19 protein-coding genes and 1 pseudogene are annotated in these 20,635 nt (G+C 43.8%); 7 read left to right on the forward strand and 13 right to left on the reverse strand.

Translation table 11 applies throughout. The features are described 5' to 3' along the window. A pseudogene (locus tag FTV08_RS00005) lies at positions 1 to 89 on the forward strand (IS5/IS1182 family transposase); the annotation flags it as partial. Between the two features lie 504 nt (positions 90 to 593). Here FTV08_RS00005 and yaaA read toward each other — a convergent pair. Further along, entirely contained in the window at positions 594 to 1,364 is a 771-nt protein-coding gene (yaaA, locus tag FTV08_RS00010; RefSeq protein WP_180086132.1) for a peroxide stress protein YaaA, read from the reverse strand. A gap of 123 nt (positions 1,365 to 1,487) precedes the next feature. On the opposite strand from yaaA, the gene FTV08_RS00015 reads away from it, so the two are divergent. Beyond that, a complete protein-coding gene (locus FTV08_RS00015; RefSeq protein WP_004645565.1) occupies positions 1,488 to 2,120 on the forward strand; it encodes an alpha/beta hydrolase in 633 nt (210 codons plus the stop codon). 32 nt (positions 2,121 to 2,152) lie between these two features. Here FTV08_RS00015 and FTV08_RS00020 read toward each other — a convergent pair whose 3' ends face one another. From FTV08_RS00020 to pheA, 5 genes are all read right to left on the reverse strand, one after another. Continuing rightward, a complete protein-coding gene (locus FTV08_RS00020; protein WP_180086133.1) occupies positions 2,153 to 2,695 on the reverse strand; it encodes a GNAT family N-acetyltransferase in 543 nt (180 codons plus the stop codon). After that, the gene (locus tag FTV08_RS00025) at positions 2,683 to 3,045 is read right to left on the reverse strand and encodes a hypothetical protein (protein WP_004278984.1); all 363 of its coding nucleotides are present in this window, start codon (positions 3,043 to 3,045) and stop codon (positions 2,683 to 2,685) included. Before FTV08_RS00025 ends, FTV08_RS00020 begins: the two co-directional genes overlap by 13 nt. Before the next feature lie 99 nt (positions 3,046 to 3,144). After that, positions 3,145 to 5,391 carry a bifunctional prephenate dehydrogenase/3-phosphoshikimate 1-carboxyvinyltransferase gene (locus tag FTV08_RS00030; RefSeq protein ID WP_180086135.1) on the reverse strand — a complete coding sequence of 749 codons (2,247 nt, stop codon included), beginning with the start codon at positions 5,389 to 5,391 and terminating at the stop codon, positions 3,145 to 3,147. A gap of 3 nt (positions 5,392 to 5,394) precedes the next feature. Next, positions 5,395 to 6,486 carry a histidinol-phosphate transaminase gene (hisC, locus tag FTV08_RS00035; protein ID WP_004645569.1) on the reverse strand — a complete coding sequence of 364 codons (1,092 nt, stop codon included), beginning with the start codon at positions 6,484 to 6,486 and terminating at the stop codon, positions 5,395 to 5,397. A gap of 66 nt (positions 6,487 to 6,552) precedes the next feature. Continuing rightward, complete coding sequence (pheA, locus tag FTV08_RS00040; protein ID WP_004645570.1) at positions 6,553 to 7,662, reverse strand: prephenate dehydratase; 1,110 nt, start codon at positions 7,660 to 7,662, stop codon at positions 6,553 to 6,555. A 488-nt stretch (positions 7,663 to 8,150) separates the two neighbouring features. Here pheA and FTV08_RS00045 point away from each other — a divergent pair, with 488 nt between their 5' ends. Next, complete coding sequence (locus FTV08_RS00045) at positions 8,151 to 8,669, forward strand: DJ-1/PfpI family protein (protein WP_180086137.1); 519 nt, start codon at positions 8,151 to 8,153, stop codon at positions 8,667 to 8,669. An 85-nt stretch (positions 8,670 to 8,754) separates the two neighbouring features. On the opposite strand, the gene FTV08_RS00050 is transcribed toward FTV08_RS00045, so the two are convergent. Beyond that, entirely contained in the window at positions 8,755 to 9,897 is a 1,143-nt protein-coding gene (locus tag FTV08_RS00050) for an acyl-CoA dehydrogenase family protein (protein ID WP_114541957.1), read from the reverse strand. 159 nt (positions 9,898 to 10,056) lie between these two features. Then, on the reverse strand, positions 10,057 to 11,400 hold the full coding sequence (locus FTV08_RS00055) for a dicarboxylate/amino acid:cation symporter (RefSeq protein ID WP_004731608.1): 1,344 nt from the start codon (positions 11,398 to 11,400) through the stop codon (positions 10,057 to 10,059). A 409-nt stretch (positions 11,401 to 11,809) separates the two neighbouring features. Here FTV08_RS00055 and FTV08_RS00060 point away from each other — a divergent pair, with 409 nt between their 5' ends. Then, positions 11,810 to 12,811 (forward strand): glycosyl transferase family protein, encoded by a 1,002-nt coding sequence (locus FTV08_RS00060; protein WP_180086139.1) that lies wholly within the window; start codon positions 11,810 to 11,812, stop codon positions 12,809 to 12,811. An 82-nt stretch (positions 12,812 to 12,893) separates the two neighbouring features. Here the strand turns inward: FTV08_RS00060 and FTV08_RS00065 are convergent, their stop codons facing one another. After that, positions 12,894 to 13,166 (reverse strand): YeaC family protein, encoded by a 273-nt coding sequence (locus FTV08_RS00065; protein WP_180086141.1) that lies wholly within the window; start codon positions 13,164 to 13,166, stop codon positions 12,894 to 12,896. A gap of 3 nt (positions 13,167 to 13,169) precedes the next feature. After that, positions 13,170 to 14,108 (reverse strand): NAD(+) kinase, encoded by a 939-nt coding sequence (locus FTV08_RS00070; RefSeq protein ID WP_180086143.1) that lies wholly within the window; start codon positions 14,106 to 14,108, stop codon positions 13,170 to 13,172. Positions 14,109 to 14,299: 191 nt separating this feature from the next. Between FTV08_RS00070 and mrcB the strand changes: the two genes are divergently transcribed. Beyond that, positions 14,300 to 16,690: a penicillin-binding protein 1B gene (gene mrcB, locus FTV08_RS00075; RefSeq protein WP_180086144.1), complete on the forward strand. Its 2,391-nt coding sequence runs from the start codon at positions 14,300 to 14,302 to the stop codon at positions 16,688 to 16,690. 14 nt (positions 16,691 to 16,704) lie between these two features. Further along, positions 16,705 to 17,250: a tetratricopeptide repeat protein gene (locus FTV08_RS00080; RefSeq protein WP_180086146.1), complete on the forward strand. Its 546-nt coding sequence runs from the start codon at positions 16,705 to 16,707 to the stop codon at positions 17,248 to 17,250. A gap of 58 nt (positions 17,251 to 17,308) precedes the next feature. Here FTV08_RS00080 and FTV08_RS00085 read toward each other — a convergent pair whose 3' ends face one another. Then, on the reverse strand, positions 17,309 to 18,208 hold the full coding sequence (locus FTV08_RS00085) for an NUDIX domain-containing protein (protein ID WP_180086148.1): 900 nt from the start codon (positions 18,206 to 18,208) through the stop codon (positions 17,309 to 17,311). 138 nt (positions 18,209 to 18,346) lie between these two features. On the opposite strand from FTV08_RS00085, the gene hemP reads away from it, so the two are divergent. Further along, complete coding sequence (gene hemP / locus FTV08_RS00090) at positions 18,347 to 18,517, forward strand: hemin uptake protein HemP (RefSeq protein ID WP_004645578.1); 171 nt, start codon at positions 18,347 to 18,349, stop codon at positions 18,515 to 18,517. Positions 18,518 to 18,590: 73 nt separating this feature from the next. Here hemP and FTV08_RS00095 read toward each other — a convergent pair whose 3' ends face one another. Together FTV08_RS00095 and FTV08_RS00100 are read right to left on the reverse strand one after the other, a co-directional pair. Then, positions 18,591 to 19,925: a HAMP domain-containing sensor histidine kinase gene (locus FTV08_RS00095; protein WP_180086150.1), complete on the reverse strand. Its 1,335-nt coding sequence runs from the start codon at positions 19,923 to 19,925 to the stop codon at positions 18,591 to 18,593. A 4-nt stretch (positions 19,926 to 19,929) separates the two neighbouring features. Beyond that, the gene (locus tag FTV08_RS00100; protein ID WP_180086152.1) at positions 19,930 to 20,595 is read right to left on the reverse strand and encodes a response regulator transcription factor; all 666 of its coding nucleotides are present in this window, start codon (positions 20,593 to 20,595) and stop codon (positions 19,930 to 19,932) included. Between the last annotated feature and the right edge of the window lie 40 nt (positions 20,596 to 20,635).

The following is a 20,635-nucleotide window of genomic DNA, read 5'->3' on the forward strand; positions in this document are numbered from 1 at the left end:
GAGGAATAGCTACTCGATATGACAAGCTCAAAAGAAATTATCAAAGTTCTGTTGCTTTAGCCTGTATATTTTTATCGCTACCTTTATAGGGTTAATTATGAACAGTAAATGTCAACAGACCCTAATTTATAATTCTTTTTTCAAAAAATCGATCCTATTAAAAATCCTTTTAAAAAAAACTAAATAATTGAATTTAATATATTTTTTAAACCACCTAAAAGAAGTTTATTTAAAATTAAGATATGGAGATAAATGAAATCTAACCTATTCAATAGAAATTATTTCGATTTATTTTATCGGCCTTTTCCAAGAATGCTCAACTTTAATTTTTAGAATAAAATGATCTAAATAAGGGAGATTTTGCTAGGGATTTCAAGATGTTTAGCGATATTTTTTATTTTTAATTACCTTGAAGCTCTACCTGATATTCAAGAATTACAGATTTTATAGTTGTCATGATGCTGTCTATTATTCCCTACTCACATCACATGCATGTACATAGTTCAAGAACCTAACCATAATAACGACATCCCAATATCCGGCATATATATCCTCATGCTGAATACTGGGAATCATCTCATTTATGCACTCAGTTATTCATCACGTTTGAACACCAGTTCTCCCTTAAGTGAACTGTCTGCATCGAAATAATAGCCATCGCTATTAAAAGCTTTCAACTCTTCGACACAATCAATTTTATTTTCAATCATAAAACGCGCCATGAGACCGCGTGCTTTTTTGGCATAGAAACTAATCACTTTATATTTACCATTTTTCTGATCCAGAAATAGCGGCTTGATAATGTCTGCCTGAATTTTGCGCTCGTTGACTGATTTGTAATATTCATCAGAAGCAATATTCACCAGAATTTCAGAATTTGCTGCGGTTAAATCCTGATTAATCAGATCAGTAATGTGATGAGCCCAGAACTCATATAGATTATGCCCGCGGGAATTGGCCAATTTGGTTCCCATTTCCAGACGGTACGGCATCATCAAATCCAAGGGGCGTAAGAGTCCATATAATCCAGACAACATGCGTAAACGGTCTTGTGCATAGTGCAGATCTTCATGTTTTAAACTATAGGCATCCAGACCTGTATAGACATCGCCTTTAAATGCAAAAATCGCCTGACGGGCATTGGCTAAATTAAAATCCGGTTGCCAGTCATTAAAACGTGCGGTATTTAAAGTGGCAATTTTTTCACTAACACTCATTAAGCTGGAAATTTCTGTTGCAGAAAGTGTGCGACAAACGTTGATCAAGTCCTGTGAATGTTCTAATAATCTCGCTTGAGTAAATTGGTCAGTCGGTAATGGAGTATCGTAATCGAGAGTTTTGGCTGGAGAAATTAAAGCGAGCATGGCAACCTGGTCAAAAAATGATTAATCAAACTATATCAGTCTGCTTATTTTAATTCCAATTCATGTTTTTATTCACCATAATCGTTAAAATGCACGATTCTCCTGTTAATCATCGGTTTTTATATGCCCGAGCAAATTTTTCTTCAAGGGCCTGCGGGTCAGATTGAAGTTTTTGTGGATTATCCTCAGGGTGAAGTGAAAGGATTCGCGGTAGTTTGTCACCCCCATCCATTGCAAGGCGGTACACCACAACATAAGGTTCCGGTTTTACTGGCACAAATGTATCTGGAACGTGGCTGTATTGTGTATCGTCCAAGTTTCCGTGGTTCTGGTCAAAGTGAAGGTATACACGACGAGGGCTTCGGTGAAACGGATGATGTATTAGAAGTCATTCGGTTCGCTCGCAACCAGCATATTGCCCTGCCTTTTTATGCAGGTGGTTTTAGTTTTGGTGCGCATGTCATGGCAAAAAGCTATGCAGCCTTACCCGTAGAACTGCAACCAAAGCAAACCATTTTATGCGGTCTGCCAACTGCAACAGTGGCTGGTATTCGCCATTATGTTACGCCTGCAATTAAAGGCGACATCCTGTTCATTCATGGTGAAGCCGATGAAGTAACTTTGCTCTCAGATATGATTGAATGGGCAAAGCCACAACGCCATTTAGTGACCGTATTACCTGGTGCCAACCACTTCTTTACCGGCTATTTAAAGCAATTGCGGATCGCAATGACCCGGTACTTAGCGCTTGGCTAAATAAAAAAACCCATCAAATGATGGGTTTTTTATTAAAAGACAAAATCTTCTGCAAAAATTTCATACATCACAGCCCGATATTTAGGCTTCTCGATGTAGCGGATAATTTTTCCGCCCAAGCGTTCTGCAATTTTACGGCTAGCCCAGTTTTCTTCTGCTACCGGGTAGCTTAAAACTTGAATCCCTAATGTATTGAAAGCATAAGCCACAACACAATGCACTACCTCATGTCCATAATGATGACCATGTGCAGTTTCACGAATCCAAATACCGACTTCAGGTATTTCATCATGAAGTCGATGCAAACCACATAGCCCAATAAATTCTTGTGTTTCAATATGACGGATAACAAATACATATTCTTTATAATCAGTCATATTTTCCAGCCAATTTTGCCAGACTGTTGCAAATCCCTGTTCAGATTGTGGTGGGTCCCACGCCATAAAACGTGTCAAACTCGGCGTAATTGAAGCATAAGTTTCTTTGGCATCGGCTGATTTAAAACAATTCAGGATCAAGCGTTTACTTTGCAGTGTAGGCAAAGCTGATTGAGTCTGTTGAATTAGCTCTTCCATTCAAACTCGCTAAAGCGTTCCTGCTCTTTTAGAGAGGTTTCCACTGCCTGTGCAAGCTGATTAAGCAAACTTCTTTCGGTGATACGATCCAGCCAGTCCTGTTCTTCTTCAGGATATGAGGCAATCTCACAGACCAGATGCCCTTGTTCATCTCTGGTTTCGCAACTCACTGATAAAGGCAGCGCATGTTCTTCTACGCTGACGGCAACCTGAGCACCACTTTGGCTTAAGGTCTGAAAACCGTATTTACCTAATTTTTCGGCAAGTAAATGTGCTACATATTCCTGGGTTTCTTGACCATCCCGTGGTGTTTGGCTCTGGGTATTGGCCATGAATTTTAATTTTCGCATCGCTACTTCCAAATGGCTTTTTTCTTATATGGGTTTAGCATAAGCAATATAAACAAAACAGCCAAGCAAAAGCTTGGCTGTTTCACATAATTTTAAAAATTATTCTGATACTTGAATTGGCAGTCCTGCGATTGAGGTCAATTCTGTGAAGGTCGGGAAACTGGTTGCGACCGTTTCGGTTCCGACAATCTTGATCTGCTCCGAATTACGCAAACCGGCAATCGAAAAACTCATCGCGATACGGTGATCGTGATGCGATTCAATTTCACCACCCGTAAAGATTGGCAACCAGTCACCGGACTTACCCTTACCTTCAATGATGATGCCATCTTCAGTTGGGGTACAGTCGATGCCCATGGTTTGAAGACCATCTGCCATGACCTGAATACGATCCGATTCTTTTACGCGAAGCTCGGCAGCACCGGTCAAAATTGTCTGACCTTCAGCACATGCAGCGGCAATGAATAGCGCCGGGAATTCATCAATTGCTAATGGCACCTGATCTTCCGGCATATGAATCCCTTTTAATGTACGTGTACCACGAATACGGATATCAGCAATCGGTTCACCGCCTGCAATACGCTCGTTTTCAACTGTAATGTCCGCACCCATTTGCTTGAGGATTTCGATCACACCAGTACGGGTCGGGTTAATGCCTACCGCTTCAAGGGTGACGTCCGAATTTTCAGTAATGGCCGCACCGACCATAAAGAAGGCTGCTGAAGAAATATCTGAAGGCACTTGAATATTGGTACCCACTAACTTGCCGCCACCTTGCAGGGAAATTCGGTTGCCTTCTGTTTTCACTTCATAACCAAATGCACGCAGCATACGTTCAGTATGGTCGCGTGTTGGTTCTGGTTCAGTCACCGAAGTTTCACCTTCCGCCCATAGACCTGCAAGTAGAATCCCTGATTTCACCTGAGCAGAGGCCATTGGCAAATCGTACTGAATCCCTTTAAGGTTTTGATTGCCGGTGATGGATACAGGTGGTGTACCGCGTTCACCTGTGGTCTGAATTTGCGCACCCATTTCACGTAAAGGCTTGGCAATACGCTCCATTGGACGCTTGGATAAAGATGCGTCACCAGTCATGACTGAATCAAATTTTTGTGCAGCCAGCATACCCGACAACAAACGCATTGAAGTGCCCGAGTTGCCCATATAAATGGCAGACTGTGGCACTTTAAGGCCATGCATGCCAACACCATGAATGGTCACTTCACCATTTTTAGGGCCTTCAATGCTCACACCCATATCACGGAAAGCTTGCAGTGTCGCTAGAGCATCCTCACCTTCCAAAAAGCCGGTCACATGTGTGGTACCTTCTGCAATCGCACCAAACATGATCGAGCGATGTGACACAGATTTGTCACCTGGCACGGTAAATTTACCCTGAAATTTCTTGGCACCCGGCTGAATGGTAAATTGTTGTGTCACTTTATTTTTCTCCATGAAAGGTTTCTTGGCGAGCATATGGTTGAAATGCTGGCGAGCTGCCTGCGCATGACCCAATAAGCCCATCAATGCGTGGGAATCTTCATCTTCAATCAATTTGCGGATAATCGCGAGCTGCTGTTCAAAGCCATCAACAGCATTCAGAACTGCTTTTTTATTAGCAAAAAAGATGTCATGCCACATTTGTGGATCGCTGGCGGCAATTCGCGAGAAATCCCGAAAACCACCCGCAGCATAACGAAATATATCTAAATTGTCTTCACGCTTGGCCAATTGTTCAACCAAGTTGAATGCCATAAGATGCGGAAGATGACTGGTATGCGCCAGCACTTCATCGTGCTTGTCGACATCCATGCAAATCACTTCGGCTTTCGCCGCTTGCCACAGCTGAATCAGTTTATCGACGGCCCAGTTTGCACTGCTTGGCAGTGGCGTCAAAATCACTTTGTGATTGGCAAATAAATCAACTTTACCTGCATGTACCCCAGTATGCTCGGCACCTGCAATCGGATGGCCCGGTACAAAACCTTCAGGCAGTTCATCGCCAAAAACCGCTTTCGCTGCATCGACCACATTACCTTTGGTACTACCAACATCAGTAATAATGGTATTGGGAGATAAATAAGGCTGAATGGCTTCCAACACCTTTTGCGTGGCACGTACCGGCAATGCAAGCACTACCAGATCAGCACCTTTGACCGCCTCTACAGGATCGGCATAGCCTTCGGAAATCAGGCCAAGAGATTTAGCATCTTCCAAAGTCTTTTGTGAACGTGTCGATGCAACGATGTCATTGGCCAAATGCTCGGCTCGAATGACACGCGCCAGACTTGAACCAATCAGTCCAAGCCCGATAAATGCAACTTTTTCAAACAGTGGCTGCGACATGGTTTAAGCTTTTGCCTCTAAACCGAGTACTTTAGCCAATGCGCTCAAGAATTTCGCATTTTCTGCTTCAGTACCAATCGATACGCGAATGTGATTTGAAATACCAACCGGACGCACAATCACCCCTTGTTTGAGCAAACCATTGAAGGTTGCTGATGGGTCTGCCTGTACATCTACCAGAATAAAGTTGGCACGTGAAGGCACATAGTTAAGACCCAAAGCCTTAAAGCCAGCTTCAAGTTGCGCCATACCGGCTTTATTCACTTCACGAGAACGCGCGATAAAGTCTTCATCTTTCAGTGCAGCCACCGCAGCGACCATCGCTAAATGGTTGACATTAAATGGTTGACGAATACGGTTCAGGTAATCTGTCACTTCAACTGAAGCCAGAGCAAAACCAACACGTAGTGCAGCCAAACCATAACACTTCGACAAAGTACGGCTAACGATCAGGTTTGGATATTGCGCAAGGAATTTCAAGCTGTTGAAGTTTTCCGGGAAATATTCCACATAGGCTTCATCCAGAACCACGATGACATTGGCAGGAACTTTTTGCATGAACGCTTCAAATTCAGCTTCTTCGAACCAGGTTCCCGTCGGATTATTCGGGTTTGCAATGAAAACGAGTTTGGTGTTGTCCTGAATGGCAGCCGCCATTGCTTCCAAGTCATGCGAGAAGCCTTTAGCTGGTACTTCAATCGCTTGCGCATTAATGGCTTGAGTTACCAATGCATAAACCGCAAAAGCATGCTGGCTATACACCACCGAATCATTTTCTGAAACGAATGCACGGGCAAACATTTCCAGTAAGTCGTTTGAACCATTCCCCAAGGTAATCTGATCATGATTAAAACCAAACTGGGTTTTGATCTGATCTTTCAGGATAAAACCACCACCATCTGGATAACGGCCAATTTCAGCAATTTCCGCAGCGACCGCTTCTTTGACTTTATCTGAACAACCCAGCGGATTTTCATTTGAAGCCAGTTTGACGATATCGGTAAGCCCCAACTCGCGCTCAAGTTCACTGATCGGTTTACCCGGTTGATATGGCTTTAATTTTGAGATGCCTGAATTGGCTGGAACAAACGACATTTTAGACTTCCAATTTTAGGTATAAAACAGTGGTCAGCACCCTCGCCCTGACCACGTATAGCTGACTTAAAGTACAGCTGCAGGATATGAACCGAGCACCCGAACTTCTTTAACCAAAGGACGAATTTCTTCAATGGCTGCTTTCACGTGTTCCTGCTCAATATGGCCTTCAAGATCAATGAAGAACACATAAGCCCATTTTTCAGGAAGTGCAGGACGGGTTTCAATGCTGGTCAGACTGATATTATGCTTGGCAAATGGCGCCAGAATTTCCAGCAAAGCCCCGGCACGATCATGTGCTGAAATCAGTAATGAAGTCTTGTCATTACCGCTTTGTGGCACTTTTTCACGGCCAATCACCAGGAAGCGTGTGGTATTTTCCGGATTATCCTCGATATTGCTATGCATGATTTCGAGATCATAAATGCTCGCAGCAATTTCAGAGGCAATCGCGGCAGAATGCCATTCATTACGAATACGGCGCGCTGCTTCTGCGTTGGAGCTTAAAGCGACACGTTCCACGCCTGGATAATGCGCATCCAGCCACTTACGGCACTGTGCCAAAGTCTGCTGATGCGCATAAATCTGTTTGATGCTGTCTTTACGGGTATTTTCAGAAATCAGGAACTGATGGTGAATCGGTAATTCAACTTCGCCAATCACATTCAGGTTCGATGTTTTAAAACAGTCCAAAGTATGGTTAACCACGCCTTCAGAGGAATTTTCTACCGGCACCAGACCATAATGGGCACTGCCCGCTTCCACGTCACGGAAAACTTCATCAATGGTCGGTAAAGGACGAACCACAGCATCATGACCAAAGTGCTTGAGTACCGCAGAATGGGTATAAGTCCCGACTGGCCCTAGAAACGCAATGCTTTGCGGCGCTTCGAGTGCCAGACAGGCCGACATGATTTCACGGAACAGACGTGCCATGGTGGTATCAGACAATGGCCCTTCATTACGTTCCATGACATTACGCAAAACCTGAGCTTCACGTTCTGGACGGTAAAACAGCGGATTCTCTTCTGAGGCAAACTTTGCTTTTGCCACAGCTTCAGCCAAACGTGCCCGACGGTTAATCAATTGCTGAATTTGCTGATCAACAGAATCGATATCTTCACGAATTTTTGCCAAATCAAGAGAAGTCGTGGTGTTTTGATCGTCGTTGATCATTGTTCTGTCGCCCTTCATAAACCTTATCTGTTCAGTATAACAATAGTGAGCTTTCAAATGTTACGCAATATGACATTGGTAGATTAAGTCTTAAAAACATACAGTTGATTTTAACCGTTTATCGCTTTTGGTCATATCTGGTAACATTTACTTCAGCTTTTCTGCTTGATTTACATTATTAAATTGTAAACTTTGCCTGTCCATATTAACTGATTTTAAGGAAGATGAAATATCACTATTTCTTAATCTATATAGCGGTTTTAAGCATAAGAAAATTAAAATAATTGCTTTTCAAACGTCATTTTTGAACCATTCATATCTAAGATAGATTTCACAATAAAATGCACACTCTGTAACCCCATTTTTATCGACTTCTCTTTGATTTCACTTATTTTTTTACATTAAATCACTACTCAATTACAAAGCAGAGACGATTTTTTAACCAATCATAGATAGTCTAACTTAAAACAAGCGTTTGGGTGTCAGTCATGCCAAAAAGAATAGCTGTACTTTTGACGAATAATTTTGAAGATCAGGAATATCTTGAACCCGTTGCAGCCTTGCTGGAAGCAAAGCATAGCATCTGTAATATTGAGTTTAATGCAGGAAAAGTGGTCTATGGTCTGCATGGCTGTTCTGCAGTGACGATTGACCGGGACATCGAACAAATCAGTATTGATGATTTTGATGCCTTGCTGATTCCTGGCGGTGAATCTGCAGTTTCTTTATCTACCGATCTCCGGGTGCTTCAATTTATCCAAGCTTTTAACCAGGCCAAGAAAACCATCTTTAGTTTATGTGATGCATCATTATTACTGTGCGAAGCGGATGTACTAAAAAATCGAATTATTACCAGTATTCGCGCGCATGCCAGTCGCGTACAACGTGCCGGTGGAACGTATTATGATGCAGAACTGGTGAATGACAATAATCAGTTGATTTCATCGCGTCTACCCAATGATTTACCCATTTTTATTCATGAATGTTTGGATGTCTTAAAATCATAAAGTCTTAAAAAATATTTCCCATCTTGGCTATGTTCTCCCCCTATAAAAAAGAGTCCTTCGGGACTCTTTTTTTATGAGTGAGCTATTAACGTCCTAACAGACCACGTGCCACTATCTCTTTCATGATTTCATTAGTACCCCCATAAATCCGCTGGATCCGCGCATCAACGAAGAAACGTGAAATTGGATATTCAGTCATATAGCCATAACCCCCAAATAATTGCAGGAGATTGTCCGCGATTTTCATCTGCATATCGGTAGAAAAACTTTTCAATGCCGCTGCAGTTTCTACATCCAGCTTCCCTTGCATATAAAGCTCAAGATTCTGGTTATAAAATGCTGCAGTTGCCAATTCATCAATTTTCGCTTGCGCCAACACAAAACGAGTATTCTGGAATTGACCGATCGCCTGACCAAAAGCCTGACGCTCTTTCACATATTGTGTGGTCACATCGATCGAGCCACGAATGGCGCCTAGAGCGGTGGCAGCGATGGCGGTACGCTCACGTGGCAATTCCTGCATCAGGTAAGCAAATCCCTGTCCCGGCTGACCCAGTAATTGGTCCTTTGGCACTTTAACATTGTCGAAGAACAGTTCAGACGTATCCTGAGCATGCAGACCAATCTTGTCCAGATTAGTGCCTTTTTTAAAGCCTTCCAGATGGGTATCGACCAGTAGCAATGAAACGCCTTTAGCTCGGGCTTGAGGATCGGTTTTGACCGCAAGCACTACCAAGTCAGCATGCTGACCATTGGAAATGAAGGTTTTTGAGCCATTTAACAGATAATATTCATCCTGCAAGATGGCACTAGTACGCATGGCTTGCAAATCTGAACCTGCACCTGGCTCGGTCATGCCAATCGCACCGACCACTTCACCGGTGACCATTTTTGGTAACCAGTATTTTTTCTGTTCTTCAGTACCAATATGCAGGATATACGGTGCTGCAATATCGGAATGACAAGACAGACCTGTGGCAATGGCACTGTATCCGGCACGTGCAGATTCTTCGATCAGCATCAAGGAATAATCGGTCGGCACCCCATAGCCACCATATTCTTCTGGAACATCGACACACAAGAAGCCATTTTCACCGAGTGCATTCCAGACTGAACGCGGCATCAGACCTTCACGTTCCCACTGGTCGTAGTACGGTGCGACATGTTCGTTCATAAAGCGTTTAAAATTATCGCGGAATAATTCTAGATCGGCATCGTAGGCAAGCATTCTATTGTCCTTGTTGTTTATCATTTTAGTTTCCTTTTCACAGACTATCGACTTTCCTGCTCCCTGTCATGTGCCGGCATTCATCTTTTTACTAACTTCACAGTCAATAAAAAAGGGAAGCCGAAGCTTCCCTTTTAGACATGAAAGACAGATTCAAAATTAGTGAGCGTTATTGCCTTCTTGTGCCATTTTTTCGTCAATTTCTGCAGGATTTGCTAAAGCATAGTTCAGCTTGTCCATATCTAACTGGCCCACCCATTTCGCAACCACTAAAGTCGCCAAAGAGTTACCGACCAGATTGGTCAAGGCACGAGCTTCAGACATGAAACGATCGATACCGAGAATCAATGCCAGACCTGCAACAGGAATATTCCCTACAGCAGCCAAAGTTGCCGCCATCACAATAAAGCCTGAACCAGTCACGCCTGCCGCACCCTTAGATGAGATCAGAAGTACCAGAAGCAGGGTAATTTGATGAGACAAGTCAAGTTGCGTATTGGTTGCTTGCGCAATAAAGATTGCAGCCATCGTCAAGTAAATCGACGTACCATCCAGGTTAAATGAATAACCAGTTGGAATCACCAGACCTACCACCGACTTCTCTGCACCGGCAAGTTCCAGTTTCTTCAACATACGTGGCAGTACTGATTCTGAAGATGACGTCCCCAGTACAATCAGAAGTTCTTCGCGAATCAGGCGGATCATCTTCATGATGCTGAACCCTGCGAAACGCGCAATTGAGCCCAATACGATGAAAATAAACAGTACGCAGGTAACATAGAAACAAATGATCAACTGTGCCAGCTGAGCAAGAGAACCAATACCATATTTACCAATTGTAAACGCCATTGCACCAAATGCACCAATTGGAGCAAGTTTCATCACCATGTTCACGATGTTGAAAAACACATGTGAAATCTGGTCGATGAGTTTCAGGACTGGCTTGCCTTGATCACCTAGCTTATGCAGTGCAAAACCAAAGATGATCGCGAACAATAGAACTTGCAGGATTTCGCCTTCTGCAAATGCGCCCACAACCGTATTTGGAATGATGTTCATCAGGAAGTCGATAGTCGATTGTGACTCACCTGAAGCGACATATTTACTGATGCCAGTGGTATCCAGTGAAGCAGGATCAACGTTCATGCCCACACCAGGCTTGACGATGTTAATCACGACCAGACCGATGACCAAAGCAATCGTGGATACGATCTCGAAGTAAAGTAAAGCCACACCACCAGTTTTACCGACTGATTTCATGCTTTCCATACCTGCAATACCGCTGACCACGGTACAGAAAATCACAGGTGCGATAATCATTTTAATCAGACGGATAAATGCATCACCAAGCGGTTTAAGCTGTTCGCCCAAGCCAGGGACATGCTGTTCTACGCCATTGATAATTTGCGTACCACTAGGCGAAAAATGCCCGACCAGAATACCTGCGATAATGGCCACAATCACTTGAAAATACAGTGACTTATAAATTGGTTGTTTCGCCATAATAAATCTACTTGAACGATATCAAAAATAAGAAAGACCATTTTGAGAAATATACTGACCTCTTCATCCCTTCTCAGGATGAACCGGATCAAGTCTCAAAAGGCTCAAGAGAATGTTCAAAAATGATAATCAGCCATGCATTGAATCTGACACTCAAGTATCAGACCAAAGTATTAAATGGGAGAAAGAGATTAAGAAAAATTAAACAGACTCTAAAAATTGCCTAAATTTTACCGAATATTCAGACTAAATGTGCATAACTTATTATGCGCTTGTTTATGTTTTAACCAGAATAGATTAGACATTAGTCGATAATCAGATTTAACTGATTGTTTTACGTATACTGAAATGTTTATGGATTTTCACCCTCTCCCTTGACATTAATATTTTCTGCAAGCTGTAAAAAGTTATGAATACCAAAAGAAATATTTATAAAGATTTCGAACATCCCTTTGCCCAATATGTACGCATTGTGGGTAAAGGGAAAAATGGCGCCCGCTCTCTCTGCTATGATGAAGCCTATCAAGCCTTCAGTATGATTTTGAAAAATGAAGTGCTGGATGTGCAGTTAGGTGCATTCTTGATGTTATTGCGAGTCAAGGAAGAATCTGTAGATGAGTTGGCCGGTTTTGTACAGGCGACACGTGACCAGCTGAGTTTCAAAAAACTGGATGTCGATCTGGACTGGTCGTCCTATGCGGGCAAGCGCAAACATTATCCATGGTTTATTCTGGCAGCGCTGACGCTGGCCAAGCATGGTTATAATATTGTGATGCATGGTGCCTCGGGTCATACCATGAACCGCGTTTACACCGAACAGGTGCTGACTTACTTAGGCTATCCAATCTGTCAAAATGACGCCGAGGTAGAACAGCAGCTTCGACAACAGCATTTTGCTTATATCCCGCTAGAAGTGATTTCTCCGATTTTGGCAGACTTGATTGCCCTGCGTAATGTCATGGGTCTACGTTCGCCGATTCATACCCTGGCTCGCCTGATCAATCCCTTTAATGCTAAAGCGACCCTGCAAGCGATTTTTCATCCGGCTTATCGTGGTTCGCACCAGCAAGCGGCTTTCCGCTTGGGCTATAAAAATAGTGCCGTGATTAAAGGTGAAGGGGGCGAATTCGAGCGTAATCCGGATGCCAAAACGCTCATCTGTGGCATTAAAGATGGCCTGCTCTATGAGCATGAATTGCCAAAGCTCACTGACAACCGCAGTCCAATTGAAGAAGAACTGGATCTGGCGCTATTTAAGGCTGTCTGGGACGGTCAGCAAAGCCATGATTATGGCGAGATTGCAGTGATAGAAACTATGGGCATTGCGCTATATACCATGGGCGTGTGTGACAGCTTTGAAGCTGCGATGCAAAAAGCCAAAATCTTATGGGCGAATCGCCACACGGTTTAATCTTGTGCAAAAGAAAAAAGCATTGTTCAGTGAATGAACAATGCTTTTTTTAATTGTATTGCTATTGGCTGGGAATTAAGCCTTAAACAAAACGAATCGGCTTGAATTCAGGTTCATTCTTGTGATGATCATCATCACACTCTTCACCCTCTTCTTTAGTACCGCGATCGATATAACCGCTGCGCTCATTTTCAGGCAGGTTTTTCATTTCCCAGGCATACACTGCCTGCATACAGGTCTGACGTTGTTCTGGTGTCAAGACTACACCGTTTGGCCACTTTCCAATTTCGACTGCTGTTCTTAGGCGTTCAACAATCTCAGGATTGAGTACGGCAAGCATTTGTTCAATATTCATGATTTAATCCTGCTTAAAATAATCAAAGTCCTGATTCCACCCCAGTTTGGTTCGACAGGCATTATAAAAGTCATAACCCGGTGGATGCAGAAGATTCAGTTTAAAGGGATGCTTGCGAATATGGACGCTATCACCCACATTCAAAGACACACTGTGTTGTCCATCCGCACTAACCATCGGCAGTACGCGATTTTCACGAATCAGTAATTTAATTTCACTATGTCCACCGACCACAATCGGGCGTGAAGACAAGGTATGCGGATGCATCGGTACCAAGGCAATCGCATCCATGCTTGGATGTACGATTGGGCCGCCACCAGAAAGTGCATACGCCGTAGAACCAGTCGGCGTAGAGACTATCAGGCCATCACTGTGCTGACGATAAACATATTGTCCATCAATATTCAGTTCAAAATCGATCATATGTACCGATTTCCCTGAATGTAGCACCACATCATTTAGGGCAATGGCATCGTAAATCACTTCACCTTTGGAGCGAATTTCGACTTCGAGTAAAAAACGTCGCTCAGTCTGAAAGTCACCCTTTAATACCTGATCCAGCTTGAAGATCACTTCGGTCGGTTTGATATCCGTTAAAAAACCCAGACGACCACGGTTAACGCCGATTACCGGGGTATTGTACTTGACCAAGGCGCGTGCTGCATGTAACAGCGAACCGTCACCGCCCACGACAATCACCAGATCCACCACCTCACCCAATAAGGCACGACTGACGGTTTGGGTATTTTGATAGGGAACAAGTTCAGCTGTCGCTGCATCAAAAACTGGATGTAGGCCTAAATTGAGAAGATGATCGTGAATAAGGCATAAGGTTTCAACCACCGATGATTTATCAGGACGTCCTATTAACCCGATATTTCGAAAGGTCTTATGGGAAATTTGCACCAGTGTCGTCGCTCCGCTACGAATCTTGCTTATCATAACATTAAGCTATACCTGGATGACAATTTATAACAGTGATTCATAGGTAGGAAATTATTTGAAATATATTCGAATTAAGGAGAAATTGTGGGGTTTCATTTTAATTTTAAGCGCATTTATTGATTAAATATTGCAAAATAATGAAAAGCTTCGCATGATTAGCACAATTTCACAGGATCTTATAAGTATTTATGAAATCTGAACGTGGCATGGGGTTTCTTGCCTTAATTTTTTCTATTATCGTCATTTCTATCTTTGTAGCATTTAGTATCTATCTGATTAGATTAGACAATATTGTACGCGACAAGTTTGAAGGTCAACGCTGGGATATTCCGGCCAAGGTCTTCGCACGTCCGATGGAAGTGTACGTGAATGCCCCAGTCAGCCTGCAGGATTTCCAACAAGAATTAAAATTACTCGGTTATAAAAATTCGGATAGTTATACCAAATCAGGTAACTTTGTCACCACGGGTAATACCCTGTATGTGCATACACGTGGCTTTGATTTTGGTGACCGGGTTGAACCGGAACAGATATTAAAAGTCAGTTTCAGCGGTGAACAGATTACAGAAGTCAGCGCAACCAAACCGTCTTCAAGCGGTATTGCGCGTTTAGAACCTTTATTAATAGGCGGGATTTATCCGCAGCATAACGAAGACCGTGTGCTGATCAAGCTAAATAAAGTACCTAAACCCTTGATCGAAGCGCTGATCGCGACCGAAGATCGTAAGTTCTATGAGCATCATGGGGTTTCACCGCGTGGTATTGCACGTGCCGTGGTCAGCAATATTACCGGTGGTAAACGTCAGGGTGGTTCAACATTGACCCAGCAATTGGTTAAAAATTTCTATTTGACCCCTGAGCGCACCTTAAAACGTAAAGTGAATGAAGCCTTTATGGCAATGCTGATTGAATTGCATTATGACAAGAATGAAATTCTGGAAGCTTATCTGAATGAGGTAAATCTTGGCCAGAATGGTAACTACTCCATTAATGGTTATGGTCTGGCATCGCAGTTTTATTTTGGCCTGCCACTGCGTGAACTGAATATTTCCCAGCAAGCATTTCTGGTGGGTTTAGTCCAAGGTCCGAGTCTATACAATCCATGGCGTAATCCTGAAAGTGCGAAAAAACGCCGTGATATCGTCCTGAATAATATGCTGGTGATGGGCTATCTGACTCAGGAACAATATGAAAAAGAAACCGCACGTCCGTTAAATGTCATTTCAAAACCGACGTTAGGCCCTGCCCGCTTCCCGGATTTTCTGGATATCGTACGTCGTCAATTACGCACAGATTATCAGGAAACCGATCTGACCAATCAGGGTCTGCGAATTTTCACCACTTTAGATCCTTTAGCCCAAACCCGAATTCAGGACAGTTTTAAAGAAACGGTGGCGCGTTTAAGCAAATCCAATCCGGGTCGCCTGAAAGATTTACAGGGCGCAGTATTGGTATCGCATCCGGAAAATGGCGAACTGGTGGCCGCAGTGGGTTCTACTCAAGATTTTACCGGCTTTAACCGTGCAGTCGATGCCAAACGTCAAGTCGGATCCCTGTTAAAGCCTGTGATCTACCTGAGTGCCCTGGAATCGAACCGTTATCATTGGGCGAGCCCCATTGAAGACAGTGAAATCAGCATTAAGAGTGACGGCAAAACCTGGACACCGAAAAACTATAGTGGTCGTGGACATGGTGTCATTCCAATGTCACAAGCCTTATCGCAATCTTATAACCTGTCCACTGTGCGTTTAGCACAAGAATTTGGCCTGTCTACCTTTATTAATCATCTGAAAAAATTTGGTGTAACTTCAGATATTCCATCTTATCCGTCGATTTACTTGGGTGCGGTAGATATGTCCCCGATGGAAGTAATGAATATTTACGGCAACTTTGCTACAGGCGGCTTTAAATACCCAACCAAAGCGATTCGCTCTGTGGTGGATGCCAACGGTCGATCTCTGGATCGTTATAGCCTGAGTGTGCAACCGACCATTGATCCGGCTTCTGCTTATGCCCTGAATTATGGCTTACAACAGGTCATGTCGAATGGTACAGGTCGTGCAGCCTATAACAGCTTGCCACGCAGTCTGAATCTTGCTGGTAAGTCCGGTACTACGAATGACAGCCGTGACTCATGGTTTGCCGGATACTCAGGTAATTATATGACCGTGGTTTGGCTCGGTCTGGATGACAACAAAGTCACTGGCTTAACCGGTTCTTCAGGTGCCCTGCCCGTTTGGACCAATGTCATGAAACAGTTGCGCCAGAAACCGGTGAATCTGCCACAGCCGAATGAAATCGAATGGCATTGGCTGGATCGTTATACTGGTTTATTGTCTGCACAAGGCTGTGAAGGCGCCATGTATATCCCGATTTCGCGTCATGCCCTGCCAAATCAGGCGACTGCCTGCGGCATCTCGCATTATGCGACGGAACCTTATGATATTGATTCAGAACCTGCGCCATCTGATGCTGAACAGGATGATATGAGTCGCTACATACAAGAAAGTGAAACAGAAATAGAACGCGATCTTGAGAGCGAAACCCGTATTATCGCCAGTGGAAGTTATAGCCATTAATTGAGTCTATGTTTATGTTAAGAAAAATCCTCCCTGGTTTGCTCATCCTCAGTCTGGTGGGCTGCCAAAGTATATCTGAGCCAGAAAAGCCAGTTACCCCTGCCAAGCCTGCGGTGGAAAAACCTAAGGCAAAAATGCCAGATGGCGTAGTGATTACGCCTTATGACCGTCCTGACATCAAACGTCAGAAAATTGTCATTCCTGAACAGAAGCCGAAAAGCCAAAAGTTTGATGATGGCCGTAATCTGCCGGCTTTCAAGAGTCTGATGCAGCAAACCCAGCAGGCCTATACCAAGCAGCAGTTCGCTCAAGCTGAAGCGTCTGCAACTCAGGCACAGCGACTGGCCCCTCAGGCACCGGAAACCTATTTATACTTGGGTATGATTGCTAACCGTAAAAATCAGCCAGCAAGCGCCGATGCTTTTGCCTTACGTGGCCTGAGTTATGCACAATCTAGTGCCATGAAAAAGCAGCTTTGGCAAGTGCGCCTTAAATCTGCTCAGTTGCGGAAAAATGCCAAAGCGATTCAGCAAGCCCAACAGGCACTCAAAAAACTTTAAGATAATTTTCCATAGAAACTGACTTACTAATAGAAAGTTTATTTTATAAATAAAGTATTTAAATATAGCGAATGCCGGCAATGCCATAAGCGTGCTGGCTTTTTGCATACTCAAGCTCATCAGCCTTCATTCCACCCAAAGCAAAAACCGGAATCTGTACCTGCTCTGCCATTTGCTTGAATTGTTCCCAGCCTAGCGCAGGCGTGTCCGGATGCGTTGCGGTCGCCAGTACCGGACTAAGTAAAGCCGCTTCACAACCGATCTGTTCTGCATGCATTAAAGCGCTCAGGTCATGACAAGCCGCCAGATAACGATAACCAGATTTCAATTCGCCTTGTTTCAAGTCCATCAATTGAGTCTGTTTTAGATGAATTGTGCGAATCGTCTGCTGCTGCAATTCATTCAGTTGTGACCAAAGCTGCTGATTAATGATTAACTTGGAGAGTTGATCTACCGGATACTGCTGTAATTGCATGATCCGTTCAGGCGTCGCTTCCACGCGCCAATACAACATTTGATCTGTATCTAGACTTGATAAGATATCCAGATCTTCAGCAATCTTGATGCGCTGCGGCCATTGCAGCTTTTGAATCATGGACTGATTGGCTTTCGGAAAATTCAACTGACCAAGTTCTTCCCGGCTGTACCAGCGCCAAGGCTGTTTGATTTCAGCCAGTTGCGCAGGCTGTACTGAAGCATGGAAAATATGCAAATTGACGATGAGATCTTCATATTCATGGGAGATAAAATCAGAAGCATGCCAGCGTTCGATATCAACCCCGACCTCTTCAATCACTTCGCGGCGGCAGGCTTCGACTGGTAATTCGCCCTGTTCAACTTTTCCGCCTGGAAATTCATATTTATTGCCCTGATGCTGCTTGGCCTCACGCCAGCCGACTAGAACCTGATTTTGATAAAATAAAAGCGCAATTGCAACATGAATTGTAGCTTTAGTCATGATGTACAGAACCGGTAAAGTTTTACAGATTGTAAGCAAATTAGAGTTTTTTATAAATTGCTCAATATTTCGTTGACAGATCTATTCGATAATGATTATCATTTAAATCAATCCAAAACACACCACGGAGTCGACGGAATGAACGCCCCATTTAGCCTATTCACCCGTAACAATGATACTCACCATGCCTTGCCAATGCTGCACTCCAACAATCTGTTTGCACTGGGTCGTGAAATCCGGATCATGCATGCCGGCGAAGAATACCGCTTGCGCCTGACCCGCAACAACCGTCTTATTCTGACCAAATAATTAAAACAATCTAAAATAACAAACGTGGGAAGCAGCAGTATGAATCAGCGCATACTGCTTTTTAATCTTCTAATCATGAGATTTTGCCATCAGGCTCAAAACTCAATGACACTTTAAGTCCACCCAAGTCCGACGGCGCATAGTCAATTTTAGCTGCATGCAGTGCCATAATTTTCTGGCAAATGGACAGGCCTAAACCCGAACCCTGAGTTCGCGTACCCAAAGCCCGATAAAAACGTTCACCTAAACGTTCCAGTACCTCATCAGCAATTCCCTCTCCTGAGTTTTCAATCAGTAACTGTATCTGATGCTGCTCAATAACTGTTCGGATCTCGACCTGTCCCTGTTGCGGCGTATAACGGATCGCATTGTCGACCAGATTGCGAATACAACTAAAAATCAGTTCTGGATTCGCTTCGATCACAGCATCCTCAAGTTTTAGATTCCAATGAATGTCTTTTTCTTCTGCAAAAGGCTGCAAGGCCTGCAAAGCCTCCTGAACCAGATTCTTAAGATTAATCGTTTGCGTTGCTAATTGCCCTGTTCGCTCCGGATCGAGTCGTGCCAGTAAAAGTAAATTTTCCAGTACCTGCGTACCGCGGTTGACATCATTCTGGATCAACTGTAATGCCTGAGGGAGCTGTGCATCATCTTGATATTTGCGTTTTAAAACCTGTAGCCGCATTTGAATCGCAGACAGTGGCGAACGCAGCTCATGCGAAGCATCTGCAGTAAAACGCTGTTCGGCAGCCAGTGACTTTTCTAGCCGGCCGAGCATGGCATTCAGCTGACGAATGATCGGTTGCAGTTCAGTGATTTCAGGGTCAGGTGTTTTAATAGGACTCAGATCCTGAGCAGTCTTGGAACCAATCGCGCGGGAAATCTTGTTTAATGGCCGTAACTGGCGTCTGATCGCAACACGCAAAATCAGCCATTGCACTAGCCATAAGATGAATAAGATCCCGGCAAAGCCCAAGGTGGTTTGCCAGAGTTCATCGAAACGTACTGAAAGTGGCTGTACGATTTTGACCTGAAGGTCGTCATCTTCCGCAGTCAGTATCCGGATAAAATGACCATTTTCATAAGCAAACTGAAAGCCGTTGTTCTGTGCTTTTGGAATGGTGTTAATTAATTCATCATCAATCGAAGTAGTCAGTACCTGCTGGCCCAGCAACAAGGCATACTGGATATCAAACTGTTCACTGAGTTCATCCACCTGGGCGTCTTTGGCCTGGGTGACATCACCGAGTAACAGCTCAGCAATCTGCTCCATTAATTCATCATGCAACTGACTGGCCTGATAACTGGAAATTCCCAATAACAGCAGCCAGGCCAACATTCCAGCCAAGATGGAACTGAACAGTGCATGTTTAATCAGCCGGGTTTGCAGGGAAATAGCAGCCGACATGAGGTTAAGCCTCAGCTTTATGCATGCGGTAGCCCAAACCGCGAATGGTCTTAATCATCTGGCTGCCGATTTTTTTACGTAACTGATAGATAAATACTTCAATGGCATTACTTTCAATTTCATCGCCCCAGGCATACAGCGATTCTTCCAGCTGTTCACGGGTGACAATATGTTCAGGCTGCTGCATCAGCTTGTATAAAATCTGAAATTCTTTCGCAGTCAGATTCACAGCTTGACCTTCTTTAGTTAGGGTTTTGGCTTGAGTGTCCAGACTGAGATCCTGCCAGAGCAGGATATGATTGAGTGTTTGCTGCTTCTGTCTGAGCTGGGCACGAACCCGGGCCGAAAGTTCTTCCAGACTAAAAGGTTTCACCAGATAGTCATTGGCACCCAGATCCAACCCCTCGACCCGGTCATCAATACTGTCTTTGGCTGTAATAAAAATCACCGGCGTATCCTGCTGTTGGCTGCGCAAACTTTTCAGAATCTCATCTCCAGTGGCATTCGGCAGGCCACGATCCAGCAAAATGCAATCATATTGATGCTGCTCAATCGCCAGGATCGCATGATCACCGCGCTCTACCCGGTCAATCACATAACCGTCCATTTCCAGCCAGGTCTGGATACTGTCTGCCTGAGACTGATCATCTTCCGCCAAAAGAATACGCATACTCTGCTCCGTTTGCTTTCTTGTTCTATCTTGCCTTGAA

Source organism: Acinetobacter sp. YH12226, assembly GCF_013417805.1.
Classification (GTDB): Bacteria; Pseudomonadota; Gammaproteobacteria; order Pseudomonadales; family Moraxellaceae; genus Acinetobacter.